This window comes from Rhodanobacter aciditrophus (assembly GCF_050026795.1).
Lineage (GTDB): Bacteria > Pseudomonadota > Gammaproteobacteria > Xanthomonadales > Rhodanobacteraceae > Rhodanobacter_A.
This window is the reverse complement of the sequence record NZ_JALBWP010000008.1, coordinates 85,670-105,865: the sequence shown is the minus strand read 5'-3', so window position 1 is coordinate 105,865 and position 20,196 is coordinate 85,670. Positions and strand designations below refer to the sequence as shown.

Genomic DNA, 20,196 nt, shown 5'->3' with positions numbered 1-20,196 from the left:
AGGCGACGGCGCCGCAGGAGCACGCCCCGTGCGCTCCTGCCAGTCGCCTCCTAGCGTTTCGCGTGGCGCCGCTCCCGCGCCAGCAAGTCCCGCTTGCGCTGCACGCCCCAGCGCCAGCCGCCGGGCGTGCCGTCCTCGCGCACCACGCGGTGGCAGGGCACGATCAGGGCGAGCCGGTTGCTGCCGCAGGCGTTGCCCACCGCGCGTGCGGCCTTCGGCGCGCCGATCGCGGCGGCCAGTTCGCCGTAGCTGCGCGTCTCGCCGGCAGGAATGCGGGTGAGCGCGTTCCACACCCGCCACTGGAACGCGGTGGCGGCCACGTCCAGCGGCGGCAGCGCGGGCGCGGCGGCCTCGCTCCAGCCCAGCTCGCTGGCGATGCGGGCGATCACCGCGTCCAGCCATTCCTCGCGCCCGGCGTCCACGCGTTCGCGCGCGGCCTGCGGGAATTCGGCAGCCAGGCGCGTTTCCAGTTCGGCGTCGCTCGCGCCCAGGGTCACCGCGCAGATGCCGCGCGCGGTGGCGGCCACCAGCAGCCGGCCCAGCGGCGTCGCGGTGGTGGTGTAGCGGATGCTGGCGCCCGCGCCGCCGGCGCGGTAGCTGGCCGGTGTCATGCCGAGCAGGCGGTCGCTGTGCTCGTAGACGCGGCTGCCGGAGCCGAAGCCGGCCTCGTACACCGCATCGGTCACCGCCGCGCCGTCGCGCAGCGCCGCCTTCAACTGGCCGAAGCGGCGGGCGCGGTGGTATTCGGCCGGGCTCATGCCGTAGCGGCGGCGGAACGCGCGCTGCAGGTGGCCGGGACTCAGTTGCGCGAACCGCGCCAGCGCGGTCAGCGTGGGTGCTTCGTCGGCGCCTTCGATGCAGGCGCGCACGCGTTCGAGGGTGTCGGCGATGGGGGCGGGGTGGGCGTTCATGGCGTCATCCGGTGCTGCGTGCCGCCATGGTGTGCCGGGGCGGCGCAGGGCGCCATCCGGATCGTGCGCGAAGCACTGCTCAGTGCGTGACCGGCCCCCGGCGGATCACCACGAATTCGCCTTCCAGCACGTCCGCCGCCGGCCTGGCCGGCTTCGTCGCGGGGGCGATCGGCGCGCGGACCTGCTTCCATTGCCGCCATGCCAGCAGCAGGCCGCCGCCGACCAGCAGCACGCCGGCCACGGCCAGCCCGAACACCAGCAGTACGCCCAGCATCGCCACGCCGAGCAGCAGCGACAGGGCGCGCACCAGCGGATGGCGGGAACGGCGGGGAGAAGGCAGATGGAAGAGCATGGCGTTAAAAATCCGTATGCTAAAATCAAGGACTTGCGAGTGACACGATGAGGCCATCCGGCCTGCGAGACAAGTGCCGATGGATACCCCTTCCCCCGCTTCCATGCTGTGCCGGCTGGACGAGATCCCCGACGGTGGCGCCACCGCGGTCGAGAACGTCGCTGCGCTCGACGGCGAAAGCGTGATCGTCGATCGCCATGGCGACGCCGTGCGCGCCTGGCTCAACGTCTGCCCGCACGCCGGCCGTCGGCTGGACTATGCGCCGGGTCGCTTCCTGCTCAAGGACGAACTGGTGATCTGCGCCGTGCACGGCGCCAGCTTCGACCGCCGCGATGGCGTCTGCGTGGCCGGCCCCTGCCGCGGCGAACACCTGCGCGCGCTGGCGGTGGAAGTGCGCGGCGACGAGGTGTGGCTGGTTTTTTGCGATCGTCCTTGATCGCAGAGTGAAACGGGCGGCCATCCTTGGCCGCACTCTTCAATTCAGCGGAACAGCAGGTTGATCGAGACCAGCGTGACCACCAGCATCGCCAGCGTCAGCGGCGCGCCCACGCGCAGGAAATCCTTGCCCTTGTAGCCGCCCGGGCCGGTGACCATCATCAGCGCCGGGTGGCCGGAGCTGAGCAGGAAGGTGTTGGACGAGGACACCGCCACGATCATCGCGTAGGCGGACGGGTTGCCTCCGGTGGCCACCGCCACCGAGATGGCAATCGGCACCATCATCACGGTGGCGCCCACGTTGGACATCACCTGCGAGAACAGCAGGGTGAGTATCGCCAGCGTGGCCTGCAGCAGCCAGGTCGATGCGTGGCCGAGGTAGTGCAGCACGTACTGCGCCAGCCACGCGGCGGTGCCGGTGGCGTCCATCGACCAGCCCAGCGGGATCAGGCAGGCAGTGACGAAGATGGTCTTCCAGTTGACCGCCTTGTAGGCCTCGTCCATGTTCAGCACGCCCGACAGCAGCATGCCGACGGCGCCGCACATCATCGCCACCGAGAGGTCGAGGTTGGTGAACAGTGCGAGGCACTTCGCCAGCACGAAGAAGCCCACCGCCTGCCAGATCTTGCCGGGGCGCTGCTCCTCCTTCGGGATGTCGGTGACCACCACCAGGTCGCGGTCCTCCGACGCCAGCGAGAGGTCGCGCCAGTTGCTGTGCACCACCACGGTGTCGCCTGCGCGCAGCGTCACCGCGCGCACGTCGTCGCGCAGCACCTGGTCGCCGCGGTTCACCGCCAGCACCGAGATGCCGAAGCGCTTGCGCAGGCGCAGCTCGCCCACGGTGTGCTTGATGAAGCGCGACACCGGCGGGATCACCACCTCGGAGATGCCCGCCCGGCTGGGGTTGAACAGCTCGGCCAGCTGGCGCATGCGGGCGGAGAGCCGGCACAGCTGGTTGTTGGCGAAGCGGTTGAGCTGCTCGCGCGGACCCAGCACGCCCAGCACCGAGCCCACCCAGATCACGTGGTCGGCCGGCGGCGCCATGCGCGCCTCATTGCCGCTCCTGATCGCCAGGATCAGCGGCGCGTCGTGCAGCTGCTCGGCCTCGCCGATGCTCATGCCCACCAGCGGGCTCTCGGCGGTGACGGTGAGCTCGGCGGTCTCGCCCACGATGCCGTAGGTGTCGGCGAAGTAGCTCTCGGTGCGGCCGGGCGTCACCTTCAGCCGCTCGTCCTCGTGGCCGGGCAGCAGCTTGCGGCCGAAAAAGTAGAAATAGCCGATGCCGACCGCGGCCAGCGCGAGGCCGGCCGGGGTCACGCTGAACAGGCCGAACTTCGGGATCGTGTGCGCGCCGGGCAGCAGGTTCGCGTTCGCGCTGGCGATCAGGTCGTTCAGCACGATCAGCGGCGAGTTCGCGATCAGCGTGGTGTTGGTGGCGGTGAGGATGCAGAACGCCATCGGCAGCAGCAGCCGCGAGATCGGCACGCCGGTGCGTGCGGACAGGCGGCTCGACACCGGGATCATCAGCGCGGCCAGCGCCTGGCTGGGGATCACCGCGGAGAACAGGCTGGCCATGATGTTGATGACCAGGCCGAGGCGCGACTCCATGCCCTTGGCCAGGCGCATCACCATGTGCGCGGTGAGGTTGAGCACGCCGGCGCGGTCCAGCCCTTCGCCCATGATCATGATCGCGATGATCGCGATCACCGCGTTGCCGGCGAAGCCGTTGAACACGCGGTCGGAGGGGATCACCCCGGTGAGGCCGATCACCACCACCACCAGCAGCGCCACCATGTCGGCGCGGACCCACTCCAGCACCAGCATCAGCATGGTGAAGCCCACCAGCCCGAGCACCAGGATCATTTCGGGGGTGAGCGTGAGCGGCACTAGCGCGTTTCCCGGCAGGGCGTCGGATGCGGGTGGATATGGAGTGGCAGTGGCGAATTCACGCTGCGGCGCTCGTCCCTGGCAGGTTCGCGCAAGTATAAGCGGCGCGACGCAAGGGCTGGTGAACCAAGGGACACGCCGTTGCCGCTTTTTCCTCTCCCGTTGGGGCGCGCGGGGGGCGGCCATGGATGGCCGCAGCACTGAGGAGCGAGGAGGGCGCAGGGTGAGGGGCGGGGCTTGCGAAGTTGGATATTTGGAGCGAGGACCTGCGCAACGTAGCCCCCTCACCCCAACCCTCTCCCCGAAGGGGCGAGGGGGCGAACGAAACGCCGCCCGGGGGCGGCGTTGCTTTCATTTCATCGGAGCGGGCGATGCTTTTACTTCATCGAATACAGCAGGTCCCACACCCCATGCCCCAGTTTCAGCCCGCGCCGCTCGAAGTGGGTCTCGATGCGCCATGCCGGTTTCTCGGCGTACTGGCCGGGCGCGACGGCGTTGCGCCAGTCGGGCGCCGCTTCCATGGTGGCCAGCATGTGCTCGGCGTAGGGCTGCCAGTCGGTGGCGAGGTGCAGCAGGCCACCGGGCGCCATGCGCGAGGCGAGCAGCGCGACGAACCCGGGCTGGATGATGCGGCGCTTGTTGTGGCGCTTCTTGTGCCAGGGGTCGGGGAACCAGATGCGCGCCTCGGCCAGCGTGCCCGGGGCGATCTCGTGCTCCAGCACCTCCACCGCGTCGTGCCTGTAGAGGCGCACGTTGCGTGCGTCGCGCGCGGCCAGCGCGTTCATCAGCCGGCCTACGCCGGGGCCGTGCACCTCGACGCCCAGGTAGTCGCGCGCCGGGTCGTGCTCGCTGGCCCAGGCCAGCGCCTCCCCGTTGCCGAAGCCGATCTCCAGCACCAGCGGTGCGCGGCGGCCGAAGCGCGCGGCGAAGTCCTGCGCGGTGCCGCTGTAGTCGATGCCGAAGCGCGCCCAGTGCTCGTCGAAGGCGCGCTGCTGCGCCGGCGTCATGCGGCCTTCGCGCAGCACGAAGCTGTGGATGCGGCGCAGGCGTTCGGGTGGGGCGGGAGTGTCGTGCGTCATGCTGCGAAGCGTAATGGCTCTTCCTGCACGCAGGGAGAGGCGGGAATAGGCGAGGACCGGCGGCGACGTGGTTGTCCCACCCCGACCCTCCGCTGTGCGCGGGGCGGGGCAGCGGATCAGCCGATGGTGCCGTCGACCGGGCTGGACGCCGAGGCGTAGCGCTTGCGCGGGATGCGGCCCGCCTTGAACGCGGCGCGGCCGGCCTGGATCGCCAGCTTCATCGCGTGCGCCATCAGCACCGGGTCCTTCGCGCCGGCGATCGCGGTGTTCATCAGCACGCCGTCGCAGCCCAGCTCCATCGCCACCGCGGCATCGGAGGCCGTGCCCACGCCGGCGTCGACGATGATCGGCACCTTGGCGTTCTCCACGATCTCCAGCAGGTTGTAGCGGTTCTGGATGCCAAGGCCCGAGCCGATCGGCGCGGCCAGCGGCATCACCGCCACGCAGCCGATCTCCTCCAGCTTCTTCGCGAGGATCGGGTCGTCCGAGGTGTACACCATCACGTCGAAGCCGTCGGCCACCAGCGTCTCGGCCGCCTTCAGCGTTTCCACCACGTCGGGGAACAGCGTCTTCTGGTCGCCCAGCACTTCCAGCTTCACCAGCTTGTGGCCGTCCAGCAGCTCGCGCGCCAGCCTGCAGGTGCGCACCGCGTCCGCCGCGTTGTAGCAGCCGGCGGTGTTCGGCAACAGGGTGAATTCGCCGGGCGGCAGCGCGTCGAGCAGGCTGGGCGCATTCGCGTCCTGGCCGATGTTCACGCGGCGGATCGCCACGGTGACGATCTCGGCGCCGGCGGCTTGCGAGGCGGCGCGCGTCTCGTCGAAATCCTTGTACTTGCCGGTGCCGGTGAGCAGGCGCGAGGCATAGCTGGTGCCGGCGATGACCAGCGGATCGGTGACGTCGAGGGTCTTGAGGTTCATGGGGAAGGCCTTGCGATGGCGGCGTCCGGCGCGAACGCCGCGGGGAGGCGGGAAGCGGGCGCGCGGGTTCACCCGCCGCCGATGGCGTGGACGATCTCGACGTGGTCGCCTTCGGCGAGCGTGCGGCTGCCGTGCTGGCTGCGCGGCACGATCTCGCGGTTCAGTTCCACGGCCACGCGCTTGCCGCCGTAGCCGGCGGCTTCCAGCAGCCGGGCGACGGTGGTCGAGGGAGCGCAATCGCGCGGCTGGCCGTTGAGCGTGATCTGCATGTGCCCATTGTAGCCGCTGGCGCCGTTGGCGCCGAATCGGGGCGACGGCGCCCCATCCCCGTGCCCATCGGGCGAAGAGGCGTCGTCGCGGTGTTCAATGCCGCTGATCGTCCTTGGGCGGCGGTGGCTTGCGCGCCGGCTCCGCGTGCTGCTGCTGCGACCGTGCGGCGGGAGGATGGGGAGCTGCGTAGCGGGGTTGCGGCTGTTCGTAGCGCGGCTGCGGCTGCTGGTAGCGGGGTTGCAGCTGTTCGTAGCGCGGCCGCGGTTGCTCGTAGCGTGGCTGCGGCTGCTGGTAGCGCGGCTGCGGCTGGTAGGTTGGCCGGGCGTACTCGCGTGGCGGCTCCTGGCGCGGCGGCACGTATCGCGGCGCAGGAGTGCGTTCCACCGCTGCGGGTGCACGCTCGAAGTGCGGCGGTTGCGGCAGCATGCCGGCTGGGCGTCCACCGGCTTGCGGCTGCGCCTGCCGTGGGCCGGCGATGCGGTTCACGTCAGGCCGTGGCGCCTGCCGCGATTCGGCGGGCTGCACGGGATGGACCGGTTCGACCGCAGGCAGGGTGCGTCTGTCCGGGCGCGGATGGGCGAAGCGGGCCGAGGGCAGCGCACCTGGCTGTACCGGCGCCGCTTCCATTCGGCGCACGTTCGGCAGGCCGGCGGGTGCGGCATCCGGGCCGGACCGCATGCGCAGCGGTGCCGGAGGGGGACGGTTCGCCCCGGGTTTTGCCGTGGCGACCGGGTATGGCGTGCCGCGGCTGCCGCCCAGCACGCGCACGTTGGCAAACGGAGCGGCCGCGCGCTGCGGCAAACGGCTGGCGGCCGGGGCGAAGTTCGGATGCACCGCAGGCAGCCTGGCCGGCGGCGGCGTGCGCGCCACCACGCTGCGGCGGAAATCCGCCACCGGCAGCGGCCGTGCCTGCCGGTCGCGCGACGACGCCACGTGGCGCGGCTCGGGGCGCACCGCGGTGACGCCGCGGACCAGCACGGGTGCGGCGGCAAGCCGGTGGGGGTCGATGCGCAGCAGGTCGTGCTGCACGCGCCGGCCGCCGGCGAACGCCCGGCCGGGCACCGCGGTGAAGCCGTGCGGCGCGGTGCGGTTCGCGTAGCGAAGGTCGCGCCGCACGCGCCCGTCGCGGTAGTCGTCGTAGCGGGCGTCGATGTGGTTGATGATCGTGGTGCGGTTGTAGGTGTTGTGCACGTAGATGTTGGTGACGTTGACCCGGCGGTAGTAGTCGCGATCGCAGTGGTACCAGGGGTTGTAGATCTCGCCCGGGCCCAGCGGGAACCAGCCCACCGGAGCACCGCCGATCCCGATCGACACGCTCCAGCCGCTGCCGCCCACGAAGGCGACCAGTGCCGGCGCGTATACCGGTCGCGCCACGATCGGCCCCGGAATCCAGCCCCAGGCACCGCCGATGTATGCCCAGCGGCCGTAGTGGTAGGGCGCGAAGCCCCATGGCGAATCGTCCACCCAGGTCCAGCCCCACGGCGCGATGTACGCCCAGTGGCCGTCGCGGTACGGCGCCCAGCCCACCGGCACCCGGCTGGGATACCAGACCGCGCCGTAGTCGGTGCTGCTCCGCCAGCTGCCGTACTGGTCGAGATCCTGGTAGCCGACCACGTCCGTGGACACGTACTGGCGCGATACCGACTGCACGTAGCGGCGGTCGCGCTCGCCACACCAGGCGTCGAAGGCATCCTCGCCGCCGATGTCGCTGACGGTGAGTGCCGCCAGCGAGGCATCGCCGAACTGGTAGCTGCGGCCCTGGAACACATCGTGCTGCGCATTGTTCTCGCCGTACACGGTGGCCTGGCCGCCGAACACGGTGACGCGGGTGCCCTGGCCGCCGTTGTCCACGTCCACGCGGAAGGTGCCGGGGTGGGTCACCACCAGCGCCAGCGTGGGCGTGTCGATCTCGTAGCTCTGGCCCTGGTCCAGGTGGCGCACGCTGAGGTTGAGCGTGCCCCGGGTCAGTTCCACCTGGGCGAGGTTGTCGTTGAGGTTGAGCATGCCGAAGTCGGTGTTGCCGGCCATGCGCAGGCTGGCGCCGCCCAGCTCCAGTTCGGCGCGCGTGCCGTCGCCGGTGGACAGGCGGTCGCCGGTGGTCAGCGGGCGGTTGATGTCGGCGCTGCTCCAGTCCTGCGCGCCGGCAGGCAGGAAGCCGAGGTCGCCGGCGATGTAGGACAGCCTCGCCACGCGATCCGGCGGCGCGCTGTCGTCGGTGGATTGCGCCTGCGCCTGCGCCAGCGCGGCGACGGCGCACAGCAGCAATACGGCCAGCGGCTGCCGGAAGCGGCGCCATGAGGTACGCAGAAAGATGGTCACACGCATCGGAGTCTCCCGGTTGCTGCGCAACGCGAACCGGCACGGCGGATGCCGTGCCGGCCTCAAGCACGCTGCGCGACGTGCATTGACGGCCCGATTATGCGCATGGCGGGGATTAGGGCCGCCTTAGTTTCCGCGGCGGAGGCACTGGCGGTTCAGCCGGCGGATATCCGGCGGCCGGCGACGGTTCATGCGCGAGGGCATGGCCGGTGATTCCCACCGCGCCGTTTCCCGGGTTACCATCCGCGGGCCGATGCGGGTGTAGCTCAATGGTAGAGCTGTAGCTTCCCAAGCTACTGACGAGGGTTCGATTCCCTTCACCCGCTCCATGGCCTTCCCGCAATGGCCTGTCGCACCCATCGCCACCCCAGCGAGCGCGCCGCACCGATGACGGATCCGACCACTCCGAGTCCGCTCGTGCCGGCGCCGCTCGTGCTGGGCTGGCGCGAACGGCTGGCGCTGCCGCAGCTGGGCATCGCCCGGCTCAAGGCCAAGCTCGACACCGGTGCGCGCAGCAGCGCGCTGCACGTGGAGACACTGGACAGCTTCCTGCGCGACGGCGTGGTGTGGTTGCGCTTCACCGTGCGCACCGGGCGCCACGCCGTGGATGCGGTGCGCTGCGAGGCGCCGGCGCTGGATCGGCGCGTGGTCACCGACACCGGCGGCCATCGCACCGAGCGCTGGTTCATCCGCAGCGAGATCCTGCTGGCCGGGCGGCGTTTCCAGGCCGACATCAACCTGACCGACCGGCGGCACATGCTGTTCCCCATGCTGCTCGGCCGCAGCGCCCTCGACGGCCGCTTCGCGGTCGACCCGGCGCGCGCCTATACCCAGCCACGGCTGCCGCTGGCAGTCACGGATCGTCCATGAAGATCGCCATCCTCTCGCGCAACGCGCGGCTGTACTCGACCCAGCGGCTGGTGGACGCGGCGCGCGCCCGCGGCCACGTGGTGCGCGTGCTCGACCCGCTGCGCTGCTATGTGCGCATCGCACCCGGCAGCGTGGCGATCCGCTACAAGGGCAAGCCGGTGCGCGACATCGACGCGGCGATCCCGCGCATCGGCACGCAGAGCACGTTCTACGGCACCGCCGTGCTGCGCCAGCTGGAGATGATGGGCGTGTACACGCCGAACTCCTCCGATGCCGTGCTGCGTGCGCGCGACAAGCTGCGCAGCCTGCAGATCCTCGCCGCGCAGGGCATCGCGATGCCGGTCACCGTGTTCGGCGACAACCCGGACGACACCGAGGACCTGCTCGCGATGCTGGGCGAGCCGCCGCACGTGATCAAGCTCAACGAGGGCAGCCAGGGCACCGGCGTGGTGCTGGCGGAAAAGCGCAGCGCCTCGCAGAGCGTGATCGAGGCCTTCCGCGGCCTGTACGCGAACTTCCTGGTGCAGGAGTTCATCGCCGAGGCGAAGGGTTGTGATCTGCGCTGCTTCGTGGTGGGCGGCAGGGTGGTGGCGGCGATGCAGCGCGAGGCCAGCGCGGGCGATTTCCGCGCCAACCTGCATCGCGGCGGCAGCGCGGTGGCGGTGAAGCTGAGCGCCGCCGAGAAGCGCGTCGCGGTGCAGGCCGCCGCGGCACTGGGACTTGGCATCGCCGGCGTCGACCTGCTGCGCTCCGACCGCGGCCCGCTGGTGCTGGAGGTGAACGCCTCGCCGGGGCTGGAAGGCATCGAGGCGGCCACCGGTGTGGACGTGGCTGGCACGATCGTCGAACTGCTGGAGACGCAGCGGGACGGCGCGCAACGCAGCGTGCGGCGCGGCAAGGCGAACGTGGCATGAATGCCGCGCGGGCGGTTAACCCGGGCGTAACTCCCGAGCTTCTATAAACGATCCCGCTGTCGATTTGCCCGAAGCGTGCCGTGAGGTTCGACGACGGTGGATGGCGGCGGTAACGGGACGAGCCCTGAGCCCGGATGCGGCGGCGACCAGCCGGCACATCCGGGTTTTTTCATGGGTGGTGTCAGGCATTCAGGCCGGAGCCGGTTTGCCGCGGGTTTCGCGGGCCGCGAATGTTAAGCTTGCCGCCAGGGCCGGCCCGTGTCGCCGGCGGCATCGCGGAGCGGCGCATGCGCGTACTGGTGATCGAAGACAACAGCGATATCGCGACCAACATCGGCGACTATCTGGAAGATCGGGGCCATGTGGTGGATTTCGCCGGCGACGGCGTCACCGGCCTGCATCTGGCGGTGGTGCACGACTTCGACGTGATCGTGCTCGATCTCACCCTGCCTGGGATGGATGGCCTGGAAGTCGCGCGCAAGCTGCGCCACGAGGCGCACAAGCAGACGCCGATCCTCATGCTCACCGCGCGCGACGCGCTGGAGCAGAAGCTCACCGGCTTCGAGTCCGGCGCCGACGACTACATGACCAAGCCGTTCGCGCTGCAGGAACTGTCCGCGCGGCTGGAGGTGCTGGCCCGCCGCGGCAAGGGTCCGCAGAGCCGCGTGCTCAAGGTGGCCGACCTCACCTACAACCTCGACACGCTCACCGTGAGCCGCGCGGGCAAGGCCATCCAGCTCAACCCGATCGGCCTCAAGCTGCTGCAGGCGCTGATGGAAGCCAGTCCCTCGGTGGTGACGCGGCAGGACCTGGAGCAGAAGGTGTGGGGCGAGGAGCTGCCCGATTCCGATTCGCTGCGCGTGCACATCCACGGCCTGCGCGCGGCGATCGACAAGCCCTTCGACAAGCCGCTGATCCACACGCGGCACGGTATCGGCTACAGGATGGTCGAGCCGGATGCAGTCCAGGCGTAAGCTCCGGTTCCGTCTCGTCCTCTCCTTCGCGCTGTTCGGTTTCGGCCTCAGCGTGCTGTTTGCCGCGGCCTCGCTGTACGTGCGCGCCAAGGTCGAGGAGCAACTGGTGGTGTCGGCGCTGCAGCACGATGTCGACCAGGCGGTCGACAAGGTGATCGCACACCCGGGTCAGCCCGCGAACTCCGAGCTGATCGAAGCCTGGATGTGGAGCGACCGCACCATCTACAAGGCACCGCTGGCGTGGCAGAACCTCGCCAGCGGGGTCTACGACATGCACGACGTGGACGAGCAGGGGCGCCTGCGGCACTACAAGCTGGCGGTGCGGCGCAAGGACGGCATCATCGGTTTCGTGCGCTACGACGTGAGCCGCGAGGAGCTGGGCAAGCGCCAGCTGGTGACGTCGCTGATCGCGGTGGTCCTGCTGTTCAGCCTGCTCTCGCTGGCGATCGGCCTGTGGCTGTCGCGCAAGGTGCTGAAGCCGGTGAGCCAGCTGGCGAACCGCCTGCGCGACTTCCGCAAGGCCGGCAAGGCCGAGCCGCTGGCGCAGCATTTCGCCGACGACGAGGTGGGCGAGCTGGCGCATGCGCTGGACGAATACGCCGCGCGGCTCACCGCGATGGTGGAGCGCGACAGGGAATTCAATTCCGACGTCAGCCACGAGCTGCGCACGCCGCTGGCGGTGATCGCCAGCACCACCGAGCTGCTGCAGGGTTCACCCGACCTCACCCCCAAGCTGGCCGAACGGCTCAAGCGCATCGAGCGCGCCTCGCGCCAGGCCACCGAGCTGATCGAGGCACTGCTGCTCTTGTCGCGCGCGGAGCGGCGCGGCCCCACCCGCGGCGAGACCACCGAGGTGGCCAGGGTCGCCGCCGACGTGATCGAGAGCCAGCGCCCGCAGGTGCGCGGCAAGCCGATCGAGATCGAGCTGGACGCGCGTGAGCCGCTCAGCGTCAACGCGCCAGCCTCGGTGCTGTCGGTGGCACTCACCAACCTGATCGGCAACGCGATCAAGTACACGCTCGAGGGCACCGTGCGCGTCGAGGTTGGGGCGGGGCGTGTCGAGGTGATCGACACCGGCCCCGGCATCAAGCCGGAGGATGCCGAGCGCCTGTTCCAGCGCGGCGTGCGCGGCGAGGGTGCGGGCGGCAGCGGCGCGGGCCTCGGCCTCGCCATCGTGCGCCGGCTGTGCGAGCTGTACGGCTGGGACGTGTCGATGCGTCCGCGCACCGACACCAACGGCGCGATCGCCAGCATCGTGTTCGCCTGAACCCCCACAGGGGCACGCCCCCTGCGCGAATGCTTTTGCCCCGATTGACAGCAAAGCCTTCGCGCGCAGTGCGCCTCTACGCGCTCAACGCAGCTTCAGCACCAGCCAGGACAGCAGCGCCAGCAGGTTGATGCCGAGGTGCGCGGCAGCGGGGCCGCCGACGGCAAGCACGAAGGCCTGGCTGCCGAAGTGCGCGGCCAGCCCCAGGTGCGGCGGCAGGTGCAGCGTGGCGAACACGTTGACGTAGCCGCCGCAGTGCAGTGCCCAGCTGAACACCGGCGTGGCGACCAGCGGCAGCTGCAGCAGCTGCGCCCAGCCCGACCAGCGCACGCCGCGCTCGCTGTTCTCCAGCAGCAGCACGCCCGCCACCAGCACGAAGGCGTACAGCGCCAGTCCGATCAGCGCGACCACGCTGTCGTGCGCACGGAACGGCAGCAGGCGGTACAGCATCTGGATCATGCCGTAGCAGCCGCCGGCCACTTCGAGGATGCCGATCAGGCGGAACAACAGCTGGCGCATGGGGCAACGGGCTCCGGGAAAAGGAGTGGCATTGTAGGCGAGGAGCTCAATCCAGCGCGTCGGCGAGCTCGTGCAGGTCGGCGATGTGCTCGTCCCACCAGCGCGCCTCGGCTACGAACGGGAATGCGGCGGGGAAGGCCGGGTCGTGCCAGCGCTGGGCGATCCAGCCCGCGTAGTGCAGCTGGCGCATCGCGCGCAGCGCGGGCACCAGCGCGAGTTCCGCGTGGTCGAAGTCGCGCAGCTGGCTGTAGCCGTCCAGCAACGCGCGCAGCGCCGCGTCGTCGCTGGCCAGCATCCACAGGTCCTGCACCGCCGGGCCCATGCGCGCGTCGTCGAGGTCGACGAAGTGCGGGCCGGCATCGGTCCACAGGATGTTGCCGGGATGGCAGTCGCCGTGCAGGCGCAGGGTGCGCACGGAGCCCACGGCATCGAAACGTGTGGCCACCGCCGTGTCCAGCCGTTGCGCCGCACCGCGGTAGGCGGCCTGCAGGTGCGCCGGGAGCAGGGGAGAGGCCAGCACGGCCTGCATCGGCTGCGCGATCAGCGTGGCGCGGTCGATCGTCCCGCGCTGCACGAACGGACAGCGCGAGCCCACCGCATGCAGGCGCGCGAGCAGGCGGCCCAGCCATTCCAGTTGCTCGCGCGACTCCAGCGCCGGTGCGCGGCCGCCATGCCGTGGCGCCAGCGCATAGCGAAAGCCGCCGTGCCACAGCAGGCTGCGGCCGCCGAACACGAGCGGCGCCACCACCGGCACCTCGTCGTCGGCCAGCTCCCGCGCGAAGGCGTGTTCCTCGAGGATCGCGGCATCGCTCCAGCGGCCGGGGCGGTAGAACTTGGCGATCACCGGCGCGGCATCCTCGATGCCCACCTGCCACACCCGGTTCTCGTAGCTGTTGAGCGCGAGCAGGCGGCCGTCCGGCCACAGGCCGTAGGCACCCACGGCATCGAGCACCACGTCGGGGGTGAGGCCTGCGTAGGGGGTGTCGTTCAATGCGGTGCCGTCCCGTCGACCGGCACCACCGCCATGGTGAGGCGCGACACGCACACCAGCTTCTGGCGCTCGTCCTCGATGCGGATTTCCCACACCTGGGTGCTGCGCCCCAGGTGCAGCGCCTTCGCGGTGCCGGCGACGGTGCCTTCGCGCACGCCGCGCACGTGGTTGGCGTTGATCTCCAGGCCCACGGCGCGGAACCTGGCGGGGTCGAGCGTGAGCATCGCGGCCATGCTGCCCAGCGTCTCGGCCAGCGCCACCGAGGCGCCGCCGTGCAGCAGGCCGTAGGGCTGGTGGGTGCGGTGGTCCACCGGCATGCTGCCGCGCAGCCAGTCCTCGCCGATACCGGTGATGCGGATGCCCAGCACCTCCATCAGCGTATTCGCGCTCCACGCGTTGATGCGCGCCAGGTCGGTGTCCTGCTGCCAGATGCCCATGCTCGGTCCTCGTGAAGCCGGCACGCATTGTCGGCCGACTGCCGTCGCGGCGACAATGTGCGGGTGCATACCGTCACCCTGAAAGGCACCGGCCGTCGCTTCGACGTGGCCGCGGGCGAAACCGTGCTGGAAGCCGCGCAGCGTGCCGGCATCGCCTTGCCGTATTCGTGCCGCTCCGGCGTCTGCGGCAGCTGCAAGGCCACCCTGCTGGCCGGCCGTTGCGAATACCCGCGCAATCCGCCGCTGGCGCTGGATGCGGACGAGCGCGCCCACCATGCGGTGCTGCTGTGCCAGGCGGTGCCGGTGGGCGACCTGCTGCTGGCGGCGCGCGAGGTGGCCTCGGTGGAAGACATCGCGCGCCGGCGGCTCACGCTGCGCGTGGCCGGCAAGTGGCCGCTCGCCCCCGACGTGACCGGCCTGCACCTGCAGCCGGCCAACGGCGAGCCGCGCCTGCAATGGCTGCCGGGGCAATACCTCGACGTGCTGCTGGACGGCGACCGGCGCCGTCCCTTCTCGATCGCCAACGGGCCGCGGCCGGACGGCACGATCGAGCTGCACGTGCGCCACGTCGCCGGCGGCGGCTTCACCTCGCGGGTGGCGGGCGAGCTGGCGGTGGGCGACACGCTGCGCATCGAGGGGCCGCTGGGCACCTTCGTGGCGCGCGAGGATTCCGAGCGGCCGATGATCTTCATGGCCGGCGGCACCGGGATCGCGCCGGTGAAGGCGATCGTCGAGCACTTCCTCGAACTCGGCACGCGTCGCGCGATGGAGGTGTACTGGGGCGTGCGCGACGCGGCGGACCTGTACCTGCAGCCGCAGATCGAGGACTGGATGCGGCAGTCGCCGCGGCTGCGCTTCCACGCGGTGCTGTCGGACGCGGCGCAGGCCGAAGCCAGCGGACTGCGCGCGGGGCTGGTGCACGAGGCGGTGCTGGCCGACCATCCGGATCTCTCGGCGTACGACGTCTACATGAGCGGGCCGCCCGCGATGATCGACGTCGCCCGCCATCGCTTCGTGGCGGCGGGCCTGCCGGAGGACCGGCTGTACTACGACTCGTTCGACTACGCGCCGGACGTGCTGGCGCAGGTCATCGCCGGGCGCGCGGGCTTCCATCCGCAGGAGAGGGGAAAGAGAAGCGGGAAGTAGCAGAAGGCCATGCCCAGGCGCGCGCTCCTCGGCGCCGCCCCCTCTCTCCCCGCCCTACTTGTTGCCCTTGGCCACCGGCAGTTGCGCCGCGTGCCAGGACAGCACGCCGCCGCCCAGGGTGTAGACCTTCTGGAAGCCGGCCTTGACCAGCCGCTGCGCGGCCTTCACCGAGTTGCCGCGACCGTCCTTGTCCATCACCACCACCGGCAGCTCCTTCGCCTTGGCGAGATCCTTGTGCTCGGGATCGAACTGGCTCATCAGCACGTGGCGCGCGCCGGGCACGTGCATTTTCTCGAAGTCGGCGATCGCCGAGAGGTCGATCAGCAGCGGACTGTCGCGGTTGATGAGCTGGGTGAGGCCGCCCGGGGTCAGCTCCGTGACCTTGCCGAACAGCAGGATGACCTGAGTCACGATCAGGCCGACCAGCAGGATGGCGAACAGCGCGGACAGCGCCACGTGATTGCCGATGAACTGGGGCAGCTTGTGCAGGAAATCTTGCATGTCGTTTCCACGGGGCGCGACGGCCGCGCCGGTACGGTCGAACCGGCGATTATACGGGCATCCGTCGCCGGCATCAGTCCTGGTCGAGGTCTGGCGGGCCGCTCTCCAGCCACCAGTGCCTGGTCTTCTCGTCGTAGCGCCAGGTCTGGCGCGCGACGATGCTGCGCTCGACCTGGGTGTGGACGTTGACGAAACTGATCCGCACCGTCTGCTGCACCTCGTCGTCGCCCAGTGGCGCCGGGCCGGAGCCGTCGTCGTAGTCGGTAACGCGCACCTGCCGGTAGCGGGCCAGGTCGAAATCCGTGGGTGGATGCGCCTTCAGCACCGCGGGGTCGACGAACTGCAGCGTGCTCTCCAGGCCGTTCCAGCGCACCGCGCTGCCGTAGGCATTGAGCGTGGCGATCAGGGCGTTGTTGCGCATGTCTTGGGCGCAACCGGCCAGCAGCAGGACGGCGCTGGCGGCGAGCATTGGCAGGAGGCGGCGCATGATGGTCCGTTCCGGGAGATTCGTGCCATTCTGCGGCGGCGGGCGCGCCGCATCAATCGCGGCGCCTGGCCACGAAGCGGGCGGACAGCGTGGCGGCCGGCCGGCCGTCGGTGCCGGGCACGAGGCAGGCCACCTCGATGCGCGCCTTGCCGCGCGAGCGCAGGGTGTCGAAGAACGTCTTCCAGTCCGCGCCCTCGGCGAGCCGCGCCTCGGCGCGGAAATCCGCCCACACCGGCTGCAGGTAGCGCACGGCGGATTCGCCCACGAACACGTCGCAGTCGTGGCCGTGCCGGCGCAGCGCCAGTTCCACCAGGCCCCATCCGCACAGCGTCATCAGGCTCACCAGGCTGCCGCCGAACGCGCAGCCCTTGTCGTTGACGTTCGGTGCCAGCGGGGCACCGAGCACGAGCAGGTCGTCGTCGTGGGCGAGCAGTGCCAGGTCCATCGCCCGCGCCAGCGGGATCTTGTCGCGGATGAAGCGGACGAGTTCACGGGCGGCCTGGTCGGTCATGGAGCGGGCAGGGAGGCGGGGACGCGGCATTGTAGTGCGGGGCCGTCGCCATGCGGCGCGCCCGCCCCGGCGCCAGCCGCCACCGGGGGAGGCTCTTTCCGCGCGCGGTTCCGCCCGGCGCGCCTGCGCCGTTTGCCGTACCCTCTCGCCGGACCCGCCTGCCTCGCGGCGCGCAGCGAGGCAGACGGGCGATTGCCATCACCGCGCGAACCGTCGGAAGGCCATGCACGATCCGGAGAGTGGAAAACCGCTGCGCGGCAGGGTCGTGGTGATCACCCGCCCCGCGGGTACCGCTGCCGCGCTGGCGCGACGCGTGCGCGGCGACGGCGGCGTGCCGCAATTGCTGCCGGGGCTGTCGCTGCGCGGCGCGGCGGACGCCGCGGCCATGCGCACGCAACTGCGTGCCGCGCTGGCCGGCGACCTGCTGGTGTTCGCCAGCCCCGCCGCAGTGCGTTTCGCCGCCGCGCTGGCGCCGTTGCGCACCGGGGCGACGGTACTGGCGGTGGGGCGCGGCACGGCACAGGCGCTGCGCCGGCATGGCGTGTCCGCGCAGGTGCCGTCGCGGCAGGACAGCGAAGGCCTGCTCCAGTTGCCTGCGGCGACAGCCCTGCGCGGCAAGCGCGTGGCGCTGATCGGCGCGCCCGGCGGCCGTGGCGTGCTGCGCGACCAGTTGGCCGCGCGCGGCGCGCGGCTGTGCGAGCTGCAGGTATATCGTCGCGTGCCACCGCGACTGGATCGCCGGCATGTCGCCGCCGTGCTGGCTTTGCCGCGTTCGGCGCGCGTGCTGCTGTCCAGCGCCGAGGCATTGCAGAACCTGGCGAACCTGTTGCCGGCGCCTGCGCTGGCGCGCCTGCGCGCCGCGGTGGCCGTGGTCAGCAGCGCCCGGCTGGCGCAGGCGGCGCGTGCAGCGGGTTTCACTCGCATCGTGCAGGCCGAGTCCGCGCTTGCTGCCGACCTGCTCGCGGCCGCGGCGCGCCGTTGAGCGTTTCACGGACGTGCAACGAACCCGGCGGGGCTGCCTGCTAGCATGCCGGGCATGAACGAACACGAGCCCGCACCATCCACCACGTCCGTCACCATGCCGCGTGCCAGAAAACCCGCATCACGCGACGCCGCGCCGCGCGGCGGCAGCGTCGCGCTGGCCCTGCTGCTGGCCTTGCTGGCCCTGCTGGCGGCCGGCTACGTGGGCTGGCGCCAGTGGCAGCAGCGAGCCGGCGTCGACGCCGCCGTGCTGAACACGATGGACCTGCGCGATCGCGTCAGTGCACTGGAGCACAGGCTGGACGCGATGAAAGGCGGGAGCACCGACCTCGCCCAGCGACTGGACGCCGCCGACCGGCTCGACCGCACGCTGCAGGCTTCGCAGCAGTCGCAGGGCGATCGCCTGCGCCTGCTGGAGGAAGCGGTGGGCAAGCTCTCCGAGAACACGCTCTCCGCGCGCGATGCCACGCTGCTCGACGAGACCGAGTCGCTGCTGCGCATGGCCAAGGAACGCTATGAGCTGTTCCACGACGCACAGGGCGCGGCGGCCGCCTATGCGCTGGCCGCGCAGACGCTGGCCGCGGTGAGCGACGGCACGTTCGCGGGTCTGCGCCAGGGCGTCGAGGCCGAACGCCATGCGCTGCTCGCCAGCCAGCCCGCGGGCCAGGCCGAGGCGCTGGGCAAGCTCACCACGCTGCGTGGCGCGCTGTCTGCACTGCCGCTGAAGCCGCTCGATGCGCCGGCAGGCGCGTCGTCGTCGGGCGCGTGGTCGCGCATCGGACGCGCACTGGCCGGCGTGATCAGCGTGCAGCGGGACAACGGCGCGCCGCTGGCGGTGGCCGATGCGCGCTTCGCGCGCGAGCTGGTGGCGCTGGATCTCGCGCAGGCGCAGGCGGCGTTGCTCGCGCACGATCCCACGGCCTGGGTCGCGGCGCTGCAGCGCGCTGACGCCGGACTCGCCAGCCAGTTCGACGGCAACGCGGAAGCCGTGCGGCAGGCGCGCGCCACGCTCAAGCAGCTGACCGATGCCTTGCCGAACGACACGCCGGTGCAGCTTGGCGCTGCCCTGGCCGAGCTGCGCAACCTGCGTGCGGTGCACGCGCTGTCGAACAGCCCCGCGCCGGCGCGCTCCGCGGGGAATGCGCGATGAGCCTGTGGCGCTGGATCCTGCTGCTGGCGATCGTCGCGGCATTGGCCGCGTTCGGCTGGCACTGGGTGGCGGCCGATCCCGGTTACGTGCTGGTGCGCCTGCACGGCTGGCGTGTGGAGACCACGGTGGTTGCTGCCGTGGTCGTGCTGCTGGTGACCTGGGCCGGGCTAACTGCGGCCTGGCGGTTGCTGCGCTGGCCGTTCGGCGCGCTGAGCCGCCGGCATCGCCGGCTCAGCCGCAAGCGGCTGGCCGAGGGCCTGGTCGCGCTGATGGAAGGTCGCCACGGCGACGCCGAGCGCGACCTCAACCGCGCCTCGCGGCTGGACGCGTTGCGTGGCGTGGCGTTGCTCGCCTCCGCCGAAGCCGCGTCGCGCCGCGGCGAGCACGGTCGCGCGCTGGAGATTCTCGCCGAGGCCTCGCAGGCGGCACCGCAGGCTGCGCGCGTGCTGCGCGCCCGTGTGCTGCGCCGCGACGGCAAGGCGGGCGAGGCGCTGGCCCTGCTTGCACCCGACGCCGACAAGGCCGCGCTGCCGCCCGGCGGCTGGCGCGAACTGACGCTCTCCGCGCTGGCCGCGGGCGACACCCGTCGCGCGCTCGCCGCACTGGACCCGCTGCAGAAAAGCGGCGCGCTCGGCACGCGCGGCTACACCGCGCTCGAGGCCAGGGTGCTGATCGCCGCCATCGACGCCACGCCCGATGGCGCCGCGCTCAACACGCTGTGGTCATCGCTGCCCAAGGCCCGGCGCCGCGCCCCCGCCGCCATCGATGCCTACGCGCGCCGCGCCGCCGGCTTCGGCCTGGTGCTGCCGGCGATGGACGAACTCGAATCCGCGCTGCGCCGCGAATGGTCGCCCGAGCTGGTGGAGGCGTACGGCGTGCTCGCCGGCGGCGACCTCGACGCCCGCTTGCGCCGCGCCGAAGGCTGGCTTGACCAGCACCCCAACGATCCCGTGCTGCTGCTCGCGATCGGCCGCATTTGCGTGCGCTGCAAACTGTGGGGCAAGGCCCGTCAGCACCTCGAACGCTCGCTGGCACTCGAACCCGGCGCGGGTGCGTGGGAGGCGCTGGGCGACGCCTGGCAGGGCCAGGGCGACGCCGCCCAGGCGCAACGCTGCTATCGCAACGCCCTCGCCATGGCGCGCGGCGAAGCCGTGCGGCAAGCGCCGGGCCCGGCCAGCGGCGTGATCGACACCAGCGCCATCGCCGTCGAGGAACGCGACCAGCACGGGGTGCCGCGGTTGCGCGGCTGAACCTGATCCCGGTTGCTCCGGGATGCCG

The 20,196-nt window shown here is 71.3% G+C and carries 22 protein-coding genes and 1 tRNA gene; 10 read left to right on the top strand and 13 right to left on the bottom strand.

What is annotated here, in order from left to right:
* Positions 1–50 precede the first annotated feature (50 nt).
* Both ACQGNW_RS02325 and ACQGNW_RS02320 read right to left on the bottom strand, forming a co-directional pair.
* The gene (locus tag ACQGNW_RS02325; protein ID WP_426661452.1) at positions 51–911 is read right to left on the bottom strand and encodes a methylated-DNA--[protein]-cysteine S-methyltransferase; all 861 of its coding nucleotides are present in this window, start codon (positions 909–911) and stop codon (positions 51–53) included.
* Between the two features lie 79 nt (positions 912–990).
* Complete coding sequence (locus tag ACQGNW_RS02320; protein WP_426661451.1) at positions 991–1,263, bottom strand: hypothetical protein; 273 nt, start codon at positions 1,261–1,263, stop codon at positions 991–993.
* Positions 1,264–1,342: 79 nt separating this feature from the next.
* Here ACQGNW_RS02320 and ACQGNW_RS02315 point away from each other — a divergent pair, with 79 nt between their 5' ends.
* Positions 1,343–1,699, top strand: a complete 357-nt coding sequence (locus ACQGNW_RS02315; protein WP_426661450.1) for a Rieske (2Fe-2S) protein — start codon at positions 1,343–1,345, stop codon at positions 1,697–1,699.
* A gap of 44 nt (positions 1,700–1,743) precedes the next feature.
* Here ACQGNW_RS02315 and ACQGNW_RS02310 read toward each other — a convergent pair whose 3' ends face one another.
* The 5 genes from ACQGNW_RS02310 to ACQGNW_RS02290 all read right to left on the bottom strand — a co-directional run bounded on the left by ACQGNW_RS02310 (position 1,744) and on the right by ACQGNW_RS02290 (position 8,176).
* The gene (locus ACQGNW_RS02310; RefSeq protein WP_426661604.1) at positions 1,744–3,561 is read right to left on the bottom strand and encodes an SLC13 family permease; all 1,818 of its coding nucleotides are present in this window, start codon (positions 3,559–3,561) and stop codon (positions 1,744–1,746) included.
* A 401-nt stretch (positions 3,562–3,962) separates the two neighbouring features.
* Positions 3,963–4,664 carry a tRNA (guanosine(46)-N7)-methyltransferase TrmB gene (trmB, locus tag ACQGNW_RS02305; protein ID WP_426661449.1) on the bottom strand — a complete coding sequence of 234 codons (702 nt, stop codon included), beginning with the start codon at positions 4,662–4,664 and terminating at the stop codon, positions 3,963–3,965.
* 116 nt (positions 4,665–4,780) lie between these two features.
* Complete coding sequence (locus ACQGNW_RS02300; RefSeq protein WP_426661448.1) at positions 4,781–5,581, bottom strand: thiazole synthase; 801 nt, start codon at positions 5,579–5,581, stop codon at positions 4,781–4,783.
* A 68-nt stretch (positions 5,582–5,649) separates the two neighbouring features.
* Positions 5,650–5,850 carry a sulfur carrier protein ThiS gene (gene thiS / locus ACQGNW_RS02295; RefSeq protein WP_426661447.1) on the bottom strand — a complete coding sequence of 67 codons (201 nt, stop codon included), beginning with the start codon at positions 5,848–5,850 and terminating at the stop codon, positions 5,650–5,652.
* 94 nt (positions 5,851–5,944) lie between these two features.
* Positions 5,945–8,176 (bottom strand): DUF6600 domain-containing protein, encoded by a 2,232-nt coding sequence (locus tag ACQGNW_RS02290; protein ID WP_426661446.1) that lies wholly within the window; start codon positions 8,174–8,176, stop codon positions 5,945–5,947.
* A 249-nt stretch (positions 8,177–8,425) separates the two neighbouring features.
* Between ACQGNW_RS02290 and ACQGNW_RS02285 the strand changes: the two genes are divergently transcribed.
* The 5 genes from ACQGNW_RS02285 to ACQGNW_RS02265 all read left to right on the top strand — a co-directional run bounded on the left by ACQGNW_RS02285 (position 8,426) and on the right by ACQGNW_RS02265 (position 12,195).
* A tRNA-Gly gene (locus ACQGNW_RS02285) sits at positions 8,426–8,499 on the top strand.
* Between the two features lie 88 nt (positions 8,500–8,587).
* Positions 8,588–9,040, top strand: coding sequence for an ATP-dependent zinc protease family protein (locus ACQGNW_RS02280; protein ID WP_426661445.1), 453 nt, complete (start codon positions 8,588–8,590; stop codon positions 9,038–9,040).
* The gene (gene rimK / locus ACQGNW_RS02275; RefSeq protein ID WP_426661444.1) at positions 9,037–9,954 is read left to right on the top strand and encodes a 30S ribosomal protein S6--L-glutamate ligase; all 918 of its coding nucleotides are present in this window, start codon (positions 9,037–9,039) and stop codon (positions 9,952–9,954) included. Before ACQGNW_RS02280 ends, rimK begins: the two co-directional genes overlap by 4 nt.
* Positions 9,955–10,241: 287 nt before the next feature.
* Complete coding sequence (locus tag ACQGNW_RS02270) at positions 10,242–10,928, top strand: response regulator transcription factor (protein WP_426661443.1); 687 nt, start codon at positions 10,242–10,244, stop codon at positions 10,926–10,928.
* On the top strand, positions 10,912–12,195 hold the full coding sequence (locus tag ACQGNW_RS02265) for a sensor histidine kinase (protein ID WP_426661442.1): 1,284 nt from the start codon (positions 10,912–10,914) through the stop codon (positions 12,193–12,195). Before ACQGNW_RS02270 ends, ACQGNW_RS02265 begins: the two co-directional genes overlap by 17 nt.
* 84 nt (positions 12,196–12,279) lie before the next feature.
* Here the strand turns inward: ACQGNW_RS02265 and ACQGNW_RS02260 are convergent, their stop codons facing one another.
* Genes ACQGNW_RS02260 through ACQGNW_RS02250 form a run of 3 tightly spaced genes read right to left on the bottom strand, consistent with a single transcriptional unit; the run spans position 12,280 to position 14,142 of the window.
* Positions 12,280–12,714 (bottom strand): hypothetical protein, encoded by a 435-nt coding sequence (locus tag ACQGNW_RS02260; RefSeq protein WP_426661441.1) that lies wholly within the window; start codon positions 12,712–12,714, stop codon positions 12,280–12,282.
* Positions 12,715–12,760: 46 nt separating this feature from the next.
* Entirely contained in the window at positions 12,761–13,705 is a 945-nt protein-coding gene (locus tag ACQGNW_RS02255; RefSeq protein WP_426661440.1) for a serine/threonine protein kinase, read from the bottom strand.
* Positions 13,702–14,142, bottom strand: a complete 441-nt coding sequence (locus ACQGNW_RS02250; RefSeq protein ID WP_426661439.1) for a hotdog fold thioesterase — start codon at positions 14,140–14,142, stop codon at positions 13,702–13,704. The genes ACQGNW_RS02255 and ACQGNW_RS02250 overlap by 4 nt, the downstream gene beginning before the upstream one ends.
* Positions 14,143–14,205: 63 nt before the next feature.
* On the opposite strand from ACQGNW_RS02250, the gene ACQGNW_RS02245 reads away from it, so the two are divergent.
* A complete protein-coding gene (locus ACQGNW_RS02245) occupies positions 14,206–15,288 on the top strand; it encodes a 2Fe-2S iron-sulfur cluster-binding protein (RefSeq protein WP_426661438.1) in 1,083 nt (360 codons plus the stop codon).
* Positions 15,289–15,342: 54 nt separating this feature from the next.
* On the opposite strand, the gene ACQGNW_RS02240 is transcribed toward ACQGNW_RS02245, so the two are convergent.
* The 3 genes from ACQGNW_RS02240 to ACQGNW_RS02230 all read right to left on the bottom strand — a co-directional run bounded on the left by ACQGNW_RS02240 (position 15,343) and on the right by ACQGNW_RS02230 (position 16,787).
* Entirely contained in the window at positions 15,343–15,789 is a 447-nt protein-coding gene (locus ACQGNW_RS02240; protein WP_426661437.1) for a rhodanese-like domain-containing protein, read from the bottom strand.
* A 73-nt stretch (positions 15,790–15,862) separates the two neighbouring features.
* Positions 15,863–16,276: a hypothetical protein gene (locus tag ACQGNW_RS02235; protein WP_426661436.1), complete on the bottom strand. Its 414-nt coding sequence runs from the start codon at positions 16,274–16,276 to the stop codon at positions 15,863–15,865.
* Positions 16,277–16,328: 52 nt separating this feature from the next.
* Complete coding sequence (locus ACQGNW_RS02230) at positions 16,329–16,787, bottom strand: YiiD C-terminal domain-containing protein (protein WP_426661435.1); 459 nt, start codon at positions 16,785–16,787, stop codon at positions 16,329–16,331.
* A gap of 223 nt (positions 16,788–17,010) precedes the next feature.
* Between ACQGNW_RS02230 and ACQGNW_RS02225 the strand changes: the two genes are divergently transcribed.
* From ACQGNW_RS02225 to ACQGNW_RS02215, 3 genes are read left to right on the top strand one after another with little or no spacing between them, the layout of a single operon-like run.
* Complete coding sequence (locus ACQGNW_RS02225; RefSeq protein ID WP_426661434.1) at positions 17,011–17,769, top strand: uroporphyrinogen-III synthase; 759 nt, start codon at positions 17,011–17,013, stop codon at positions 17,767–17,769.
* Between the two features lie 54 nt (positions 17,770–17,823).
* The gene (locus ACQGNW_RS02220) at positions 17,824–18,918 is read left to right on the top strand and encodes a uroporphyrinogen-III C-methyltransferase (protein ID WP_426661433.1); all 1,095 of its coding nucleotides are present in this window, start codon (positions 17,824–17,826) and stop codon (positions 18,916–18,918) included.
* Positions 18,915–20,168 (top strand): heme biosynthesis protein HemY, encoded by a 1,254-nt coding sequence (locus ACQGNW_RS02215; RefSeq protein ID WP_426661432.1) that lies wholly within the window; start codon positions 18,915–18,917, stop codon positions 20,166–20,168. The genes ACQGNW_RS02220 and ACQGNW_RS02215 overlap by 4 nt, the downstream gene beginning before the upstream one ends.
* The last annotated feature ends 28 nt before the right edge of the window (positions 20,169–20,196 follow it).